This is a genomic window from Aestuariivirga sp., from assembly GCF_047602625.1.
In the GTDB taxonomy this organism is placed as follows: Bacteria; Pseudomonadota; Alphaproteobacteria; order Rhizobiales; family Aestuariivirgaceae; genus Aestuariivirga.
On sequence record NZ_JASGGV010000002.1, the window covers coordinates 1,619,324 to 1,635,538 of the forward strand.

16 protein-coding genes and 1 tRNA gene are annotated in these 16,215 nt (G+C 64.2%); 8 read left to right on the forward strand and 9 right to left on the reverse strand.

All coding sequences use genetic code 11. The features are described from left to right. Nucleotide 1 precedes the first annotated feature (1 nt). Both lysA and QM694_RS12990 read left to right on the forward strand, forming a co-directional pair. Nucleotides 2-1,264, forward strand: coding sequence for a diaminopimelate decarboxylase (lysA, locus tag QM694_RS12985; protein WP_415007356.1), 1,263 nt, complete (start codon nucleotides 2-4; stop codon nucleotides 1,262-1,264). 146 nt (nucleotides 1,265-1,410) lie between these two features. Then, entirely contained in the window at nucleotides 1,411-3,909 is a 2,499-nt protein-coding gene (locus tag QM694_RS12990) for a TIGR02302 family protein (protein WP_415007357.1), read from the forward strand. Here the strand turns inward: QM694_RS12990 and QM694_RS12995 are convergent. After that, nucleotides 3,903-4,388: a hypothetical protein gene (locus QM694_RS12995; protein WP_415007358.1), complete on the reverse strand. Its 486-nt coding sequence runs from the start codon at nucleotides 4,386-4,388 to the stop codon at nucleotides 3,903-3,905. The two genes, QM694_RS12990 and QM694_RS12995, sit on opposite strands and share 7 nt — an antisense overlap. A 285-nt stretch (nucleotides 4,389-4,673) precedes the next feature. Between QM694_RS12995 and QM694_RS13000 the strand changes: the two genes are divergently transcribed. Further along, nucleotides 4,674-5,609, forward strand: a complete 936-nt coding sequence (locus QM694_RS13000; RefSeq protein ID WP_415007359.1) for a branched-chain amino acid ABC transporter permease — start codon at nucleotides 4,674-4,676, stop codon at nucleotides 5,607-5,609. Nucleotide 5,610: 1 nt separating this feature from the next. After that, a complete protein-coding gene (locus QM694_RS13005; RefSeq protein ID WP_415007360.1) occupies nucleotides 5,611-6,060 on the forward strand; it encodes a hypothetical protein in 450 nt (149 codons plus the stop codon). On the opposite strand, the gene purH is transcribed toward QM694_RS13005, so the two are convergent. The 4 genes from purH to htpX all read right to left on the reverse strand — a co-directional run bounded on the left by purH (nucleotide 6,061) and on the right by htpX (nucleotide 11,576). Then, a complete protein-coding gene (purH, locus tag QM694_RS13010) occupies nucleotides 6,061-7,641 on the reverse strand; it encodes a bifunctional phosphoribosylaminoimidazolecarboxamide formyltransferase/IMP cyclohydrolase (RefSeq protein ID WP_415007361.1) in 1,581 nt (526 codons plus the stop codon). It abuts the gene before it with no gap. A 66-nt stretch (nucleotides 7,642-7,707) separates the two neighbouring features. Continuing rightward, nucleotides 7,708-9,321 carry a heparinase II/III family protein gene (locus QM694_RS13015; protein WP_415007362.1) on the reverse strand — a complete coding sequence of 538 codons (1,614 nt, stop codon included), beginning with the start codon at nucleotides 9,319-9,321 and terminating at the stop codon, nucleotides 7,708-7,710. 66 nt (nucleotides 9,322-9,387) lie between these two features. Then, entirely contained in the window at nucleotides 9,388-10,668 is a 1,281-nt protein-coding gene (rsmB, locus tag QM694_RS13020) for a 16S rRNA (cytosine(967)-C(5))-methyltransferase RsmB (RefSeq protein ID WP_415007363.1), read from the reverse strand. Nucleotides 10,669-10,673: 5 nt separating this feature from the next. Next, entirely contained in the window at nucleotides 10,674-11,576 is a 903-nt protein-coding gene (gene htpX / locus QM694_RS13025; RefSeq protein WP_415007364.1) for a zinc metalloprotease HtpX, read from the reverse strand. A gap of 41 nt (nucleotides 11,577-11,617) precedes the next feature. Between htpX and QM694_RS13030 the strand changes: the two genes are divergently transcribed. Beyond that, a complete protein-coding gene (locus tag QM694_RS13030; protein WP_415007365.1) occupies nucleotides 11,618-11,803 on the forward strand; it encodes a DUF1674 domain-containing protein in 186 nt (61 codons plus the stop codon). 401 nt (nucleotides 11,804-12,204) lie between these two features. On the opposite strand, the gene QM694_RS13035 is transcribed toward QM694_RS13030, so the two are convergent. Then, nucleotides 12,205-12,978: a glutamate--tRNA ligase family protein gene (locus tag QM694_RS13035; protein ID WP_415007366.1), complete on the reverse strand. Its 774-nt coding sequence runs from the start codon at nucleotides 12,976-12,978 to the stop codon at nucleotides 12,205-12,207. Nucleotides 12,979-12,998: 20 nt separating this feature from the next. Between QM694_RS13035 and QM694_RS13040 the strand changes: the two genes are divergently transcribed. Both QM694_RS13040 and QM694_RS13045 read left to right on the forward strand, forming a co-directional pair. Beyond that, nucleotides 12,999-13,508 carry a hypothetical protein gene (locus QM694_RS13040; RefSeq protein ID WP_415007367.1) on the forward strand — a complete coding sequence of 170 codons (510 nt, stop codon included), beginning with the start codon at nucleotides 12,999-13,001 and terminating at the stop codon, nucleotides 13,506-13,508. A gap of 204 nt (nucleotides 13,509-13,712) precedes the next feature. Beyond that, complete coding sequence (locus QM694_RS13045) at nucleotides 13,713-14,273, forward strand: HNH endonuclease (RefSeq protein ID WP_415007368.1); 561 nt, start codon at nucleotides 13,713-13,715, stop codon at nucleotides 14,271-14,273. Here the strand turns inward: QM694_RS13045 and QM694_RS13050 are convergent. The 3 genes from QM694_RS13050 to arfB are packed head-to-tail and all read right to left on the reverse strand — an operon-like array spanning nucleotide 14,246 to nucleotide 15,762. Next, nucleotides 14,246-14,731: a disulfide bond formation protein B gene (locus QM694_RS13050; protein ID WP_415007369.1), complete on the reverse strand. Its 486-nt coding sequence runs from the start codon at nucleotides 14,729-14,731 to the stop codon at nucleotides 14,246-14,248. The genes QM694_RS13045 and QM694_RS13050 overlap by 28 nt on opposite strands. Beyond that, on the reverse strand, nucleotides 14,725-15,336 hold the full coding sequence (locus QM694_RS13055; RefSeq protein ID WP_415007370.1) for a YqaA family protein: 612 nt from the start codon (nucleotides 15,334-15,336) through the stop codon (nucleotides 14,725-14,727). Before QM694_RS13055 ends, QM694_RS13050 begins: the two co-directional genes overlap by 7 nt. Before the next feature lie 6 nt (nucleotides 15,337-15,342). Beyond that, nucleotides 15,343-15,762, reverse strand: coding sequence for an alternative ribosome rescue aminoacyl-tRNA hydrolase ArfB (arfB, locus tag QM694_RS13060; protein ID WP_415007371.1), 420 nt, complete (start codon nucleotides 15,760-15,762; stop codon nucleotides 15,343-15,345). Nucleotides 15,763-15,827: 65 nt separating this feature from the next. Here arfB and QM694_RS13065 point away from each other — a divergent pair. Further along, a tRNA-Leu gene (locus QM694_RS13065) sits at nucleotides 15,828-15,913 on the forward strand. Nucleotides 15,914-16,215 lie beyond the last annotated feature (302 nt).

Sequence of the window (16,215 nt, forward strand, 5' to 3'; positions counted from 1 at the left end):
CATGCATCATTTTTCTTACCGGAACGGCATCCTCCACGCCGAGGATGTGGACCTGAAGGCGCTGGCCGATGAAATTGGCACGCCCTTCTATTGCTATTCCACCGCCACCCTCACCCGCCACTACAAGGTGATGACGGATGCCTTCGCGGGCACCGATCACATGCTCTGCTATGCCATGAAGGCCAATTCCAACCAGGCCGTCATCAAGACCATGGCGGATCTGGGCGCCGGCATGGATGTGGTGTCGGAAGGCGAGCTTCGCCGCGCGCTGGCGGCCGGAGTCCCCGCCCGCAAGATCGTCTTTTCCGGCATCGGCAAGACGGCGCGCGAAATGGCGCTGGCGCTCAAGGAAGGCATCGCCTGCTTCAATATCGAATCCGAGCCCGAGCTTGAATTGCTGGCCAGCGTGGCGCAACGCACCGGCCAGCGCGCCAAGGTGTCGATCCGCGTCAACCCCGATGTCGATGCGAAGACGCATCACAAGATCACCACCGGCAAGGCCGAAAACAAGTTCGGCATTTCCTATGCAAGGGCCGAACAGGTCTATGCCCGCGCCGCCTCCCTCTCCGCCCTTGACGTGGCGGGGATCGACATGCACATCGGCAGCCAGATCACCGAGCTCGAACCCTTCGAGCAGGCCTTCAGGGTAATGGCCGATCTCGCGGCGATGCTGAAGTCGAAAGGCCATAACATCCGCCATCTCGATCTGGGCGGCGGCCTGGGCGTTCCCTATCGCGGCACCAATGATGTTCCTCCGCACCCGGATGAATATGCCCAGATGATCAAGCGCACGCTCGGCCATCTGGGTCTTAAGTATATGATCGAGCCGGGGCGGATGATCGCCGGCAATGCCGGCATCCTCGTGTCGCGCGTCATCTATGTGAAGGAGGGAGATGAAAAGCACTTCATCATCCAGGACGCGGCGATGAACGACCTGATCCGCCCCACGCTTTATGACGCCTATCACGAGATCATCCCCGTGGCGGAGCCGCACGGCGAGTCTTCCATCACCGCCGATGTGGTGGGGCCGGTTTGTGAATCCGGTGATTATCTGGCGAAGGACAGGAAGCTCCCGGCGATGAAGGACGGAGACCTTCTCGCCACCATGACGGCGGGCGCTTATGGCGCGGTCCAGTCCGGCACCTACAATTCACGCCCGCTGGTGCCGGAAGTGCTGGTGAAGGACAACCGCTGGGCCCTCGTCCGCCCCCGCCAGACCTATGAAGAGCTGATCGGGCTCGACCGCCTGGCAAGCTGGCAGTAAAGGGAAATCGTCCTCTCCCGCGTGCGGGAGAGGACGGGACCCGTTGCAAACGCAACGGGGAGGTGAGGGGACACCGGATGCCCCCTTAATCGTGATCCTTTGCGCTGGGCACAATTCGGCCCTTCTGTGTTAGCATGATCGCCAACATGAACTCAGCGCCCCCTCGCTCCGTGTCCTTTGCGATTTCCCGCGCCCGCCTGGCGCTGGCGGCGGAAGCCTTGTGGGCGCTGCTGCTGTGGCCGCTGCTGATCGCCGGGCTCACCCTCGCCTTCATCTTTTCCGGCCTTCCCGCCTGGCTGCCACCTGCCCTCAGACTCGCCATCCTGATCCTCGCGGCAATCGCCTTCGCCGTCTCGCTCTGGCCTCTCAGGCATTTCCGCTGGCCTACCGAAAAACAGGCGATGCGCCGGGTCGAAATGCAATCTGGCCTCACCCATCGCCCCGTCTCCTCCGCCGATGACCAATTGGCCGAAGGCAATTTGGCGCTGTGGGACGTGCACCGGAAGCGCGAACTGGCGCGCCTCACGGATTTGAAAGCCGGTGCGCCCCGCTCGCGGTGGAGCGCGCTTGATCCCAAGGCCCTGCGCCTGCCGGTGGCGCTCGCTCTCATCGCCAGTGTCGTGCTCGGCCCTGGCACACCGCGCCGCAATTTTGCCGATGCGCTGGCCTTCACGCGTCCCGCTGCGGTTCCGGGACAGATGCTCGATGCCTGGCTGAAGCCCCCCGCCTATACGGCAAAGCCGCCCATCCTGCTCACCAGCCCGGCGATGGTGGAGCATCTCAGGGCCGAGCCTGAATTGACCGTGCCGGAAAATTCCGTGCTCACCCTCAGGCTTTCGCAGGCGAAGGCGCCTGAGCTCACCCTCACCGATCCCGAGACGGGCGCACCGTTGAAAGGCATCGTTCCCAAAACCCAGACCGGCGCCACAGGCTATCAGGCTGAGGTGAAGCTTACCCGCCCGGCGCTCATTTCGCTCACCGACAACGGCAACACGGTCGCCCAGTGGCGCATCCTCCTCACGCCGGATCGCGCCCCCACCATCACCATGACCGAGTTGCCCTCGGGCGATTCCTCGGGCACCACCACCGTCAAGTGGAAGGCCGAGGATGATTATGGCGTAACAGGCATCACCGCCGATATCTCGCTCTCCGACGATCAGGACGATGGCTATGGCATCGATGGCAACGGCATCTTTCTTTACGACCCGCCGAAATTCCCGATCGTGATGCGCAAGTCGGCGGCGAAAACCGAAACCGGAACCTCATCAGCCAATCTCGCCGAACATCCCTGGGCAGGTTTCATGGTTGAGATGACGCTCACCGCCACCGATGCAGCGGGCCATAGGGTGGACAGCGAAATCCGCCGTTTCCGCATGCCGGAGCGCATCTTCACAAAGCCATTGGCCCGCGCCCTGATCGAGCAGCGCCGCCATTTGATCGTCAAGCCGGAGGAAAACGGCCAGGTCGCGCAGATGCTCTCGGCCCTCGTCGAATACCCGCAAGGCCTGATTGACCGCAGCGGCGACTATCTCGCCATCGCCGCCATCATCTCGCGCCTCAATGCCGCCGCCGATCAGGACGATGTGGATGTGGCCGTCAATCTTCTATGGCAGGCAGCGGTGGGCATCGAGGATGGCCAGATGGCTTCTGCCAAGGCGGAGCTTGAAGCGGCCCGCAAGGAACTGGAGCAGGCGCTGGCCGAAGGCGCGCCCCCGGAACGCATCGCCAAACTGATGGACAAAATGCGCAGCGCCATGGACCGCTACATGAAGTCCATGCGCGAGGAGGCGCAGCGGAACGGGCAGCAGGATCAGGGCGGCGATCGGCAGAACCAGAATCTCAAGATGGTAACGCCGCAGGATCTGCAGAAGATGCTCGACATGATCGACCGTCTTGCCCAGAGCGGCGCCAATGACGCGGCCAAGGATCTGCTCGCCCAGCTCGATGACATTCTGCGCAATCTGCAAATGGTGCCGCAGCAGGGCCAGGCGCAGAACGGCCAGAACGATCCGCTCAACAACATGCTGGACCAGCTGACCGACCTGATGCGCCGCCAGCAAAAGCTGATGGATCAGACACAGCGCATGCCTGAGCAGGGCGATGGCGGCATCACCGACCAGCCTGGGCAGGAGCCCGGCAACAAGGGTGGCCAACCCTCGCCCAATGATCTGGCCGGCCAACAGGGCGCACTCGGCGATCTTCTCGATCAGATGATGCGTGAGATGGGCCGCAACGGCATGAGCCCGCCGCAGAGTTTCGGCGACGCGGGCCGCAACATGAAGGGCGCCGAAGGCTCGCTCCGCGGCCAGGACCGTGATCAGGCGCTGGGCCAGCAGGGCGAGGCGCTCTCGCAGCTCCGGGAAGGCGCCAAGGGCCTGGCGCAGCAGTTGCGCCAGCGCGGCCAGGGCCAGCAGGGAAGCCAGGGGCGCGATGGCGAAGCGCGGGGCGACGACACCGACCCGCTGGGCCGCCCCAACCGCTCCAACAGCCCAGACACCGGGCCGGACCGGAATATCCTGCCCACCGAACAGGCGCTGCGGCGGGCGCGCGAAATCCTCGACGCGCTGCGCTCCAAGGTTGGCGAGCAGGGGCTCCAGCCCATTGAGCGCGGCTATATCGAGCGCCTGCTGCGCGGCCTTTACTGAGAGGCCTGCCGGAGCGTCACGGAACCCGCCTTGAGCGTCCAGCCCGAAGGCGTGCGGAGCAGATCGTCAACCGGGCCCGCGCCGGGCAAATCAGCACCTTTGGAAATCGCCTTGATCTCGGTGCGGGTAACCGTCTTTACTTCCACGAAGGCAACGCCATCCGCCACCGCCAGCAGCCGGTAGCCGAGCACCGGCGATTCGTTGCGATAGGGCAGCAGGGGCGGGTTGCCGCCGCCTTCCACGCTGTCGGTGGCGCCGGTGATCAGGGGATCGGCGGCCTCGGCGCGGGGCGAGGGCGCGATGATTTTTTTCTTCTTTGCCGCACCGGGGAAATTCAGCCCCATGTCGGCGGGCGGGTCTTTCATGCCCTGCAGGCGGAAGATCATGCCCGCCGCAAACCCGGCACAGGAGAGCGCCAGCGACACCGATATGAAGACGGTGGCGACATCGGAGGCGCGAAGCCGCTTGCGGGTGGCCATGGCGCATCATCGCTGCCCAGCCTTGCGCGGGGCGGGACACAAATTTGTGATTGGGCAGGCAACTGTGATGCACGTCACAGGCAACGCCGCGCGCTCTGCTAGCTTGAGCAGGCAAGTGAAACGCAGGCCTACACCGCAAGCCGATGGTGGCTCGCTACCATCGGAGTGGTCCAGCGTTCTGAACGGGAGGGCGGCTCAAGGCCCCCTCTGCTGCCTTCCCGTTCAAACTTGCCCTTCATCTTCCGGAAAGGCCGGTGCACAGTCCTCCCCATCAAGAGGACCCGCGTGGATTTTTCCGCCTTCATCACCCCCTATTGGCTGCAGCAGGGCCTGAACGCCCTGATGCTGGCGAGCCTGTATGTCACGCTGGCCGTCGCCTATGCGTTGCTTCAGGGAATCACCAACCGCATCGTACTGTCCTTTGGCGATGTGGCGAGCTTTGGGGCGATTGCCGCCATGGGCGGCGCTTTCTGGGCCATGGTAAAGGGCTATGACGGTTTTCCCGTCCTGATGATCGCCTTGGGATTCTGCCTTGTGGCCTCTGCCGCACTGGGCCGCGCCAGCCATGCCGCCGTGTTCGGGCGGATCGCCAGCCAGCCCGGCCAGGCGGTGATGATCGCCTCCATCGGGTTCTCCATCACGCTGCGCGAATTTCTGCGCCTGTCGACTGGCTCGAAGGACCAATGGCTGCCGCCCCTCTTCGACAGCGGCTTCACCCTCTGGGACGGTGATTTTCCCGTGCAGATCGGCATTCCGCAAATCACTGTCATGTCTGCCGCAGCCCTGTCCGTGATGCTGGTTCTTGCCGTCATGCGCTTCACGTCTGGCGGACGCCTCTGGCGCGCGGTGGCGCAAAATTCGCAGATGGCCTTGTTGTGTGGAGTCGATACCAATAAGGTCTTCGCCTGGTCCTTCGCCGCCGCCAGCGCGCTGGCCGGGCTTTCAGGATGGTTTGTGACCGTGGCCTATGGCGGGGTGAGTTTCGCCATGGGGCTGGTGCTGGGCTTCAAGGCCATGTTCGCCGCCATCATCGGCGGTTTCGGCCGCATCGAGGGGGCGATTGCCGGCGGTATTTTTCTGGCTGTGCTCGAAACGCTGTGGACGGCGCTCCTTCCCCTCGCCTATCGTGACATGGCGGCCTTCGGCATCATCATCTTCATTCTGGTGCTGAAGCCCGAGGGGCTGCTGGGCAGCGCCCACCGCCGTGACAGCGAGGTCTGACATGATCACCCGCCGCTCTGCCTTGCTCGCCTGCCTGGCGCTCGCCGCCTGCGGGGACGATTCCAAAACGCCCTATCTGGAATTCATCGGCGGCGGCTTCATCTTCAACTATCGCACCGCCGATCATTATTATGGCTTCGTCGCCCGCCGCAAGAAGCCGCTGCCCGAGGGGGCCGTGCTGGAGGCCAGCTTCGAGGTGCCGGGCGGGCCGAATCAGGTGCTCCGCGAAACCTCCTCCGAGGGCAAGCTGCAATACACCTTCCAGACCGGCGACCTGCGCGGCATTGAGAAGGGCCACCCCTACAAGGCCGTGCTGCGCGTGCTGGACGGAACCTCGGGGGCCGAGCTTGCCCGCTACGAAAAAACCTTCACCACCGAGGTCGATGAAACCTCGCTGCCCGAAGGCCCGCTTGTCGTCGGCCCCGGCTACCAGCAGCCAGCACCCCAGTGATCAGTGGCGGAAATGCCGGACGCCGGTGAACACCATCGCCAGCCCCGCCTCATCCGCCGCCTTGATCACATCGTCATCCTTGATCGAGCCGCCGGGCTGGATCACCGCCGTGGCCCCCGCCTCCGCCGCCTGCAACAGCCCGTCACGGAACGGAAAGAACGCGTCCGACGCCACCACCGAGCCTTTCACCAGGGGCTCCGCCAGCCCGGCGATCCTGGCCGCATCTTCCGATTTCCTGACCGCGATCCGCGCTGAATCGACCCGGCTCATCTGGCCGGCGCCGATGCCCACCGTCGCCCCGTCCCTTGCATAGACAATCGCATTGGACTTCACATGCTTCGCCACCTTGAAGGCAAAACGCAGGTCGGACAGTTCCTGCGCCGTCGGCTGGCGCTTGGTCACGCAGGTGAGAGTCAGGCTGTCGACCGTTGCCTGATCCCGCGACTGGACGAGCAGCCCCCCGGCAATGGTCTTGACGGTCAGGCCCGGCGCATCGGGGGCGGGAAGCTTGTCGAGCAGCAGGAGGCGCAGGTTCTTCTTGGACGCCACCGCCGCGATCGCCTCTTCCTCCGCGCCGGGCGCCACGATCACCTCGGTGAACAGTGCGATGATCTCCTTCGCAGTTGCGAAATCAAGCCTGCGGTTGAGGGCGATGATGCCGCCGAAGGCGCTGACCGGATCACAAGCCAGCGCCTTCTTGTAAGCATCGATCAAACTTGTCCCCTCCGCCACGCCGCACGGATTGGCGTGTTTCACGATCACGCAGGCGGGCGTGTCAGTTCCGAATTCCGCAAGACATTCAAGGGCCGCATCGGTGTCGTTGAGATTGTTGTAGGAGAGTTCCTTGCCTTGCACCTGCCGCGCCGAGGCGACACCCGGGCGCTGATCCGTAGTTGTATAGACAGCGGCTTGCTGGTGCGGATTCTCGCCATAGCGCAACACTTGAAGCCGCCTGCCCCCCACCGCGAACCAGTCGCCCAGGGGCTCGCCCAGTTCGCGGCCGAACCACTGCGAAATTGCTGCGTCATAGGCCGCCGTGCGCCCGAAGGCCTTGGCCGCCAGGCGCTTCCGGGTGGCCAGCGATGTGGCGCCATTGTGCGCGGTAAGTTCTTCTAATACCGAAGAATAATCCGATGGCTCGACGATCACCGTCACGCTCTCATGGTTTTTCGCCGCCGCCCGGATCATCGCCGGGCCGCCCACGTCGATATTTTCCACCGTGTCGTCATAGGCGGCCCCCCGCGCCACCGTGGCCTCGAAGGGGTAGAGGTTCGCCACCAGCAGGTCGATGTCGGCAATCCCATGTTTCTGCTGCGCCGCAACATGTTCGGCGTTGCCGCGCACCGAAAGCAGCCCGCCATGGACTTTCGGGTGCAGCGTCTTCACCCGCCCATCCATGATTTCGGGGAATCCCGTCACCGTGGCAACGTCTGTCACTGCCAGCCCCGCTTGGGCCAGGGCCTTGGCTGTGCCGCCGGTCGAGAGAAGCGTGACCCCCCGCTCCGCCAGCGACCGGGCAAACTCGATGAGGCCGGTCTTGTCGGAAACCGAGAGAAGGGCGCGGCGGATCGGCCTGTCCATGCGTGAAAATCCTTGAAGGCGGAAAACCGCCAGATAGCACGGCGCGCGGCTCACGCCACGGGAAAGTCAGCTGTCCCGCTGCTTTTTGAACGCCCAGTTCACCCGCTCCGGCCGCCCGGCTAGACCTCTGATAACGATCTGCCGGCTTTTGCGGGGGCCGGGGCCGCTGGCCAGCGAGATGCTGTCTTCAAGCTGGGCCTGCCCGCCGCGCGCCGAAAACACCCAGCGCCCGCCACCCGGCAGAGCCAGCGCAATGGCGCCATTTGGCCCCGCCTCCGGCTTGATGGCGGGATGGAGATGGAAGCGGAGCGTGAAGGCCTGCGGCTCACCGTCGGGCTGGGCCATCTGTGTCAGCCTGTCCTCGCCCCGGAAATCGGTGCCATTGGCGGCAAGAAAGAACTCCCGCGCGTGCAGCAGGCCATTGGCGGCATGCTGCGCCTGCGCTTTGAGCAAAAGCCCATGCGGTGTGGTCACCAGATCGGCGGAGATCGGCCTTTGCGCCACGCGCCTGGCCCGCCTGGCGAAGAACCCTTGCAGCGCCTGTTCGCTTTGGCCTTCCAGCGCCAGCGTGGAGTGGGCGGAGGCCGAGCAGGAGGCCTGCCGCCAGCGTTCCGAGGCGCGCGGCGGCGCCCCGCAATTGGTGACAATGCGCTGCGGCCCGTCGGAAAGCTCGAAGGCCAGCGCGCTCTGGCACACGCCTTCCGCCCCCGTATCGGCAATCACCACGCTCTGCCCCTGCGCCAGGCGGCAGAAGCCGGAGTGGGCGGCTTGCGACAGCGGGCGGCCCAGCACCTCATCACGCGACAGCACCGCGCGCACCAGACCGGGTTGGGGGTGCGTCACCCCCTGGAACACCGCCAGTCCGCCATCGCCATGGCAGAGCATGCGCAGCATCGGCAAGGCGCGCTCGATGGCGGCATTCATTTCGCGGGGAATGGCGACGCGCTGCGCCTCAAGCGCCAGCCGGAGCGGCAGGAGCTGGGCCAGCACGGACAGCAAGGTAGCCGGGCACCGGTCAACCGGCCCGCCATCGGCCAGAATGAGGGTGGGCAGGATCGCCGCCAGCCGGGAAAGGGCCTCATCGCGAAGTCCGCCGCCGCCCCGGAATGTCAGCCCGGTAGCAAGCAGCGCCGCGCAGCGCGCCAATTCACCTTCGGGCGTTTGCGCCCGCTGGCGAGCCAGAATCCGCGCCTCGGACGCCATTCTCAAATAAAATAGCGACTCGAAACGATTAGAAGATCCATCGAGAAAGAACTGTGCAAATTGGGCGCAGGCCGCGAGGCGGCGGCAAGAAGAGAGAAAGCCGCTGGTGCGCGGCTGGGCATGCCAGATCTCGAACAGGCTCCGCGCATAGGTGCGGTAAAGGTCTTGGGCCGTGGCCTCGAGATGCAGCAGCCAACCGAAAGACGTCAGCTCGTCCCGCCACGCCGCATGGGGCGGAACGATGGAAAACACGTCTGCTGGCTGGCACTCGACGGTCGCGCCGCCGAAACAGAACAGCCCCCGGTAAAGGGCCCGCGCCAGTTCGGGCTTGCCCGGCTGAAGTGCGGGAATGCGCCCCGACAGGCCGGAAAATCCGCCGCCTGCCACGCTGCCCAGCCGGTCGCGCAGGGCGGCCAATCCCGCCCGGGCCAGAACGCCTTCTGGCGCGCCGCCCGCTGTCCTCGCCAAACCCGCCATGTCCCTCGAACCCGCTGGAAGGCCGCCACTGTGGCGAGGGCGTGGTTAATGATTTGCTAACGAAGGTCAGAAAGTTTTCGTTAATCCGGCGGCAAAGAAGCCGTCCATGCCCATCGATGGGAGAGTGCGCAGGAATCCGTCGGCCGTGACCATCGCCGGATCGGGCATCACCGCCGGAACGAGGCTGAAATCGGAATGTTTCTTGAGAAAAGCCGTCACCTGCTTCTCGCCCTCCTGCGGCTCGAGTGAGCAGGTGCAATAAACCAGCCTGCCACCCGGCTTCACCAGCGTTGCGGCATGGGCCAGCATCTTCCATTGCAGTTCCACCAGCGCCCCGATCTGCTCCGCCGTCTTGAGATAGGGCAGGTCAGGATGGCGGCGGATCGTGCCGGTGGCCGAACAGGGCGCATCCAGCAGCACCGCGTCAAACATCTCCTGCGGCCGGTAATCGAAGACGTCAGCCGTCACCACCTCCGCCGCAAAGCCGGTGCGGCGGAGATTCTCGCGCAACCTTTCCAGCCGGGCCGCCGAGACATCGAGCGCGGTGACTGAAGCCCCCATGGCGCACAGCTGCAGCGTCTTGCCGCCCGGCGCGGCGCAGAGGTCGAGCACCCGCTTTTTCCGCACATCGCCCAGGAGCTTGACCGGCAGCCCCGCGGCGGCATCCTGCACCCACCATTGGCCTTCCGCAAAACCGGGGAGTTTCTCGACTGACGCGACACCCTTCAGCCGGATCGCCCCCGTCGGCAAAAGCGTCCCGCCCAGTTCCGCCGCCCAGTGTTCTAAATCATTCTTGACGTTTACGTCAAGATCAGGTTCTTGCATGTGAGCCTGCGCAATCGCGCGCGTGCGATCCTCCCCATAGGTTTTCACCCAGCGCGTCCACAGCCAGTCCGGCGTGTTGAGGCGCGGCGCTTCGAGCCCGTCCAGCAGAGCAACGCCGCCCGCCGCCACCTTGCGCAGCACGGCATTGATGAGCCCTGAAAAATGCCTGGCCCCTTGGTCTTCCTTGGCGAGGCGCACCGAAAGGTCGATCACCGCATGGGGCGGCAAGGCCATGAACAGCAATTGCGTGGCCCCCGCCAGAAGGATGAGGGGCGCTGCCCCCGCCTTGCGCGGCAGCGGCTTGTCGAGAAAGGACGCCAGCACGGCTTCCGCTTCGCCCTTGTGGCGAAGTGCTGTCAGCGTCAGCGCCATCACGAAACCTCGGTCGCGCGGGTCGAGCGCCGCGATCAGGGGCGCGCCGTCCCACAACTCGTCGAACGGCCGCCGCTCCACGAGGATGCCGTGGAGCAGCCCCATGGCGAGCCTGCGGGCAGAGAGGCCCGCCGTGTCCTGATGATCCACGGAAATTACCCCCAGGGCCCGCCGCGCTGCGGTTGGGCGTCCGCCCGGCTGGCAGAGGGTGCGCCCATCTCCTGGGCGATCTGCTTCAGCGCCGCGATGCGGTTCTCGGTGGCGGGGTGGGTTGAGAAGAGATTGTCCATGCCCCGCCCCGACAGCGGATTGATGATGAACAGTGGCGCCGTGGCCGGATTGGCCTCCGCCGGTTCATTGACGACGCGGTGCGCCATGCGGTCGATCTTGACGAGGGCCGAGGCCAGCGCCATCGGCTTGCCGGAAATCTCCGCCCCGCCCCGGTCGGCACCATATTCCCGCGTGCGGCTGATCGCCATCTGAACCAGCGCCGCCGCCATGGGAGCCAGGATGATCATCAGGATCGAGCCCAATGCCCCCAGCGGATTGTTGCGGTCGCGGGAGCCGCCGAAGAACATGCCGAAATTGGCCAGCATGGAAATGGCGCCCGCCAGCGTCGCCGTCAGCGTCATCAGCAGCGTGTCGCGGTGGCGCACATGGGCAAGTTCATGCGCCATCACGCCTTCGATCTCATCCGGCGACAATGTTGCGAGGAGGCCAGTGGTGGCGGCCACGGCGGCGTTCTGCGGATTGCGCCCCGTCGCAAAGGCGTTGGGCTGCGGATTGTCCATCACATAGACTTTCGGCATCGGCAGCCCGGCGCGCTGCGCCAGCCGTTCCACGATGGCGTAATATTCAGGGGCCGAGGCGCGGTCCACCTGCTGCGCGCCATGCATGGAAAGCACCATGCGGTCGGCATTCCAGTAGGCGAAGAGATTGGTGCCGGCGGCAAAGACGAAGGCGATGATCATGCCCGTCTCGCGCCCCAGCAGATAGCCCACGGCCAGGAACAGCCCGGTCATCGCCGCCATCAGCAGGCCGGTGCGCAGCGTATTCATCGGGGCATTTCTCCTTGCATCTCCAAAGTCATGCTTATCATATGTGCACCATGGAAAACACCGGCAAGCCCTTGTCCCCCGAAGCCCGCCGCGCCCTCGCCGAAGCCGAGGCCCGGCGCAAGGCGGCCACGCCGCGGGATCTGCCACCCGAAGTCAACGGCACGAACGGCCCCGAACCCACCCGTTTCGGCGACTGGGAGAAAAAAGGCATCGCCAGCGATTTCTGATTCCCATTTTCCTTCCGCGAGTTTCAAGGAGGGCGGCGGGGTACGGAATCATTCTGAATCTCTTCTTCACCTGTCATTCCGGCGAAAGCCGGAAACCAGACCTTCAACCCGCACAGCCGTGGCCAAGTCTGGGTCCCGGCTTACCGCCGGGATGACAGGCAGAGGATGCAGCCTTTGCATCCTCACCCCGCTGACCCAGGACCAAAACGAAATTGACAGAGTCAATTTGAGAGCCCTCAATTTGGCAACTTAAATGCAACCGGCACCAACATAAAAAACACGCCGCACCACGCGCTTTCACGCCAAAAGCATCGAAAAACCCTGTAAAAACAGACCTAGGAAATGTTTCACATGAAACATCAACCGGAATTTTTATTGCGTATCTTCACCCGTAATTTCAGTCACCCGAATCCCAATTCCGCCCGCACCTTTTCCGCCGTCACGCCATTCTGCCGCAGTGAAAGCAGCGACGGGCTTCCGGCACTCTTCGAGAGCTTATCGCCCGCCTCATCGCGGATAAGATCGTGGTGGGTGTAGAGCGGCGTGGCGAACCCCAAAAGTTTTTGCAACTTGATATGGAGCGGCGTTGCCGCTTCGATGTCCTTGCCGCGCACCACATGGGTGATGCCCTGCAGGTGGTCATCAGTCACCACCGCGATGTGGTACCATGATCCGACGCGCGGCTTGGCGATCACCGCGTCGCCCCATAACGCAGTATCGCCAGAAGCTTTGAGCCGCCAGCCATACTGCTCACCGGCGGCGATGCGCCGCTCCGCCTCATCGCGCGAAAGGTTGCGGCAGGTTCCGCCATAAAGCGGCACGCCGTCGGGATCCTTCTCCTCCCGCGCATGGGCGAGCGACTCCTTCCGCGAACAGAAGCAGGGATAGACGGCATCCATCGCCCAGAGCCGCGAGATGTTCTCTTCATAGTCAGCGAAATGTTCGCTCTGCACGCGCACCGGCTCTTCCCAGCCGAGGCCCAGCCAGGCGAGATCGTCCAGTATCTGCGCCGCATGGGCTATCGTGCAGCGCGTGATGTCGGTATCCTCAATCCGCACCAGAAAGCGGGCGTCTTCGGCTTTCGCCATCCGCCAGTTCAGCAGCGCCGAATAGGCATGGCCCAGATGCAGGAGACCATTGGGGCTGGGGGCGAAACGGAATGCGTGGCGGGCCATCGCCTGCTAATGGAATGGCGATGGGCAAAAATCAAATCCTCGCCACCGATGACGATCTCGCTGCCGCCATCGCGGCGCTGCTGGCCATCGAACCACGCTTTCAGGCGGTGATCGACATGCATGGTCATCCGCCGCTCCGCCGTGACGAGGCCAGTCTCAAGGCCCTGCTGCGCATCATCACCGATCAGCTCATTTCATTGAAAGCCGGAGCCGCCATCTGGTCGAGGCTTGAGAACCATCTCGCCCCCTTCGATCCGGCTTTTGTTGCCGCCGCGAGCGAAGACCATCTGATGTCGCTCGGCCTGTCGCGCGCCAAGGCCCGGAGTTTCATCGCCGTGGCGGATACCGTTGCTTCGGGTAAGCTCGACTTCACAAGAACTCGCGCAGCTGGATGCCGAATCGGCAGCCAAATCCCTGACCGCGCTGCGCGGCATTGGCCCGTGGACGGCGGATATCTTCCTTCTGTCGGGGCTTGGGCATGCCGACGCATGGCCCGCCGGCGACCTGGCCCTGCAGGCTGCGGCCCATGATTTACTCGGGCTATCCAAACGCCCGGATCACCGTGAAATGGCGGGCCTTGCCGAACGCTGGCGTCCCCACCGCGCCACCGCCGCGCGCCTGCTGTGGAGCCATTACCGCGGCCTCAAGGGCATGGGACAGGCTGTCACATAGGGGGCTTCACAGCGCCGTCACACAAGATATAGTAAGCACCTGGAGGTACTGATGAGGTTCGCGTGCATCACGGAGCCGTAGCGCCGGAAGCCTGCCCCGCCCTGGTCCTCAACGCGGACTTCCGCCCGTTGAGTTACTACCCCCTGTCACTGTGGAGCTGGCAGGACACCATCAAGGCTGTGTTCCTCGACCGCGTGAACATCGTCTCCGAATATGACCGCGTGGTGCGGAGCCCCACCTTCGAATTCCGCCTGCCCAGCGTCGTCTCGCTCAAGACCTATGTGAAGCCCTCGCGCACGCCTGCCTTCACGCGGTTCAACGTGTTCCTGCGCGACCGTTTCACCTGCCAGTATTGCGGCGACCACGAGGACCTGACCTTCGATCACGTCATCCCGCGCTCCAAAGGCGGCCAGACGACGTGGGAGAATGTCGTGACGGCCTGTTCGCCCTGCAATCTCGCCAAGGGCGGCTACATGCCCCAGGATGTGCGCATGCATCCCGCCCAGAAGCCGCAATGCCCCAGCGTGTCGCAGCTTCATTCCAACGGCCGCCTGTTCCCGCCCAACTATCTGCATGACAGCTGGCAGGATTATCTTTACTGGGATACCGAACTCGATCCCTGACGCAGGAAGGCGCGCGCCGCCACAAAGGCCAGCGCCGCCGAGATCACCGCGTTCCATCCCGCCAACGACAGGCCGAAGATGCGCAGCGCCGGGGCATCGCACATCACCGCCGGTTTCGAGAGATCGGGAAGGCCAGTCAGGCTGCCGCCGCCGGTGCAGGCCGTTGGCCCCTGCCAGAACTTCCATTCAACGCCCGCATGATAGATGCCGAACACCATGCTGGCCGCCCACAGGACCGCCAGCAGCAGGAAGCCATTGCGCGCCAGGCCGGGCCTGCCGCCCGAGGCCAATGCGAACAGCGCCGCCAGCGGCACGCCCGCATAATAGGCCCAGCGCTGCTTGAGGCAGAGTTCGCACGGCGCATAGCCGAAATATTCGAAGATCCACGCGCCCGCGATGGTGGCAAAGGCCACCAGCGCCAGCAGCCAGAATGTCTGTTTGTTGGTCAGGCTCAGCATGAGGTCAGGGCTCCCGAACCGCCAAGATATTTGGCGGCGAAATAGAGGATGATGAGGATAAGCGCCGCCATGGCGGCAATGAGGCCGAGGCGGCGCTCGATGAACTGCCGGATCGGTTCGCCCCAGCGCTTCAAGGCCCAGGCCAGTGCGAAGAAGCGCAGGCCCCGCGCGATGATGCAGGACAGCACGAAGAACACGAAGCTGATGTGTGCTGCGCCCGCAAGGATCGTCACCACCTTGATGGGCGGCAGATGCGCGAGGCCGGAGGTGACGAGCAGCACCAGCAGCGTGTCATCCCCCGCGCAGGCCTTGAGCTGATTGAAGGCCTCGAGCTTGCCGTAGAATTCCAGCACCGGCTTGGCAAAATGCTCGAAGGCCAGCGCCCCGATGAGATAGCCGGCAATACCGCCCAGCGTCGAAGCGACGGTGGCCACTGCCGCATAGCGATAGGCGCGCGTTGGCCTGGCCAGCGCCATGGGAATGAACAGCACATCGGCGGGCACGAGGAACACCGAGCTTTCGACAAAGGCGATGACGGCCAGCCACAGCTCCGCCGATTTGCGCGCGGCGAGGGAGAGCGTCCAGTCATAAAGTTTGCGCAGCATGGAATCTCAATCGTGAAAGGATTTGGCGGAGCGGAGCTTCTTGGTGGTCGAGCGCTTGGCTTTCGAATCGAGCCGCCGCGTCTTGGACGCCTTGGTGGGCCTTGTGGCGATGCGCCGCCGGGGCCTCACCGCCGCCTTGCGCAGCAGGACCGCCAGCCGGTCGATCGCCGCCTCGCGGTTGCGCTCCTGCGAGCGGAACTCCTGCGCGGTGATGACGAGAATGCCTTCCTGCGTGAGCAGCCGCCCGGCCAGAGGCTTGAGCCGCGCCTTCAGGTCTTCCGGCAGAAAGGCATTGGCCACGTCATAGCGAAGCTCAACGGCGGTTGAGACCTTGTTGACGTTTTGCCCACCCGGCCCCGAGGCGCGGATGAAGCTGAAGCTTAAATCCCTAGGGTCAAGGCTTATGGAATCGGTGATCCGGATCATCCTAAAGGTGTCTTAGCCTTTCCGGTTGACGGCGCAAGCCGCCGCCCCTAATCCACCCGCCGCAAGCCTCTGTGGCGGAATGGTAGACGCGGCAGACTCAAAATCTGTTGCTCGCAAGGGCGTGGGGGTTCGAGTCCCTCCAGGGGCACCAGCTATCAAATCAATTGGTTAGCAGCATTTTCTGGTTTCTCGACCGGAGCCAATGGTTGAGCTTGAGGTTCCGCTGCGGTTCCGGCGGTGCAAATTTACGACCTGTCGGCTCGCTGTTACCGCCAGCATGAGCGCAATACTCGTCGCTTCAAGACCGCTGCATCGCCGATCACCGACGTCGATGGCCTGACGACCGATCTTGCGAGGGGTGGCGATTGTCATGCTAGTCAGGCCGTGCCACTGCGTTGGATTGTGAGCTTCGGCTTGCCTAAATTGTTGTAACTCTTGACAACCTCGCAGCGG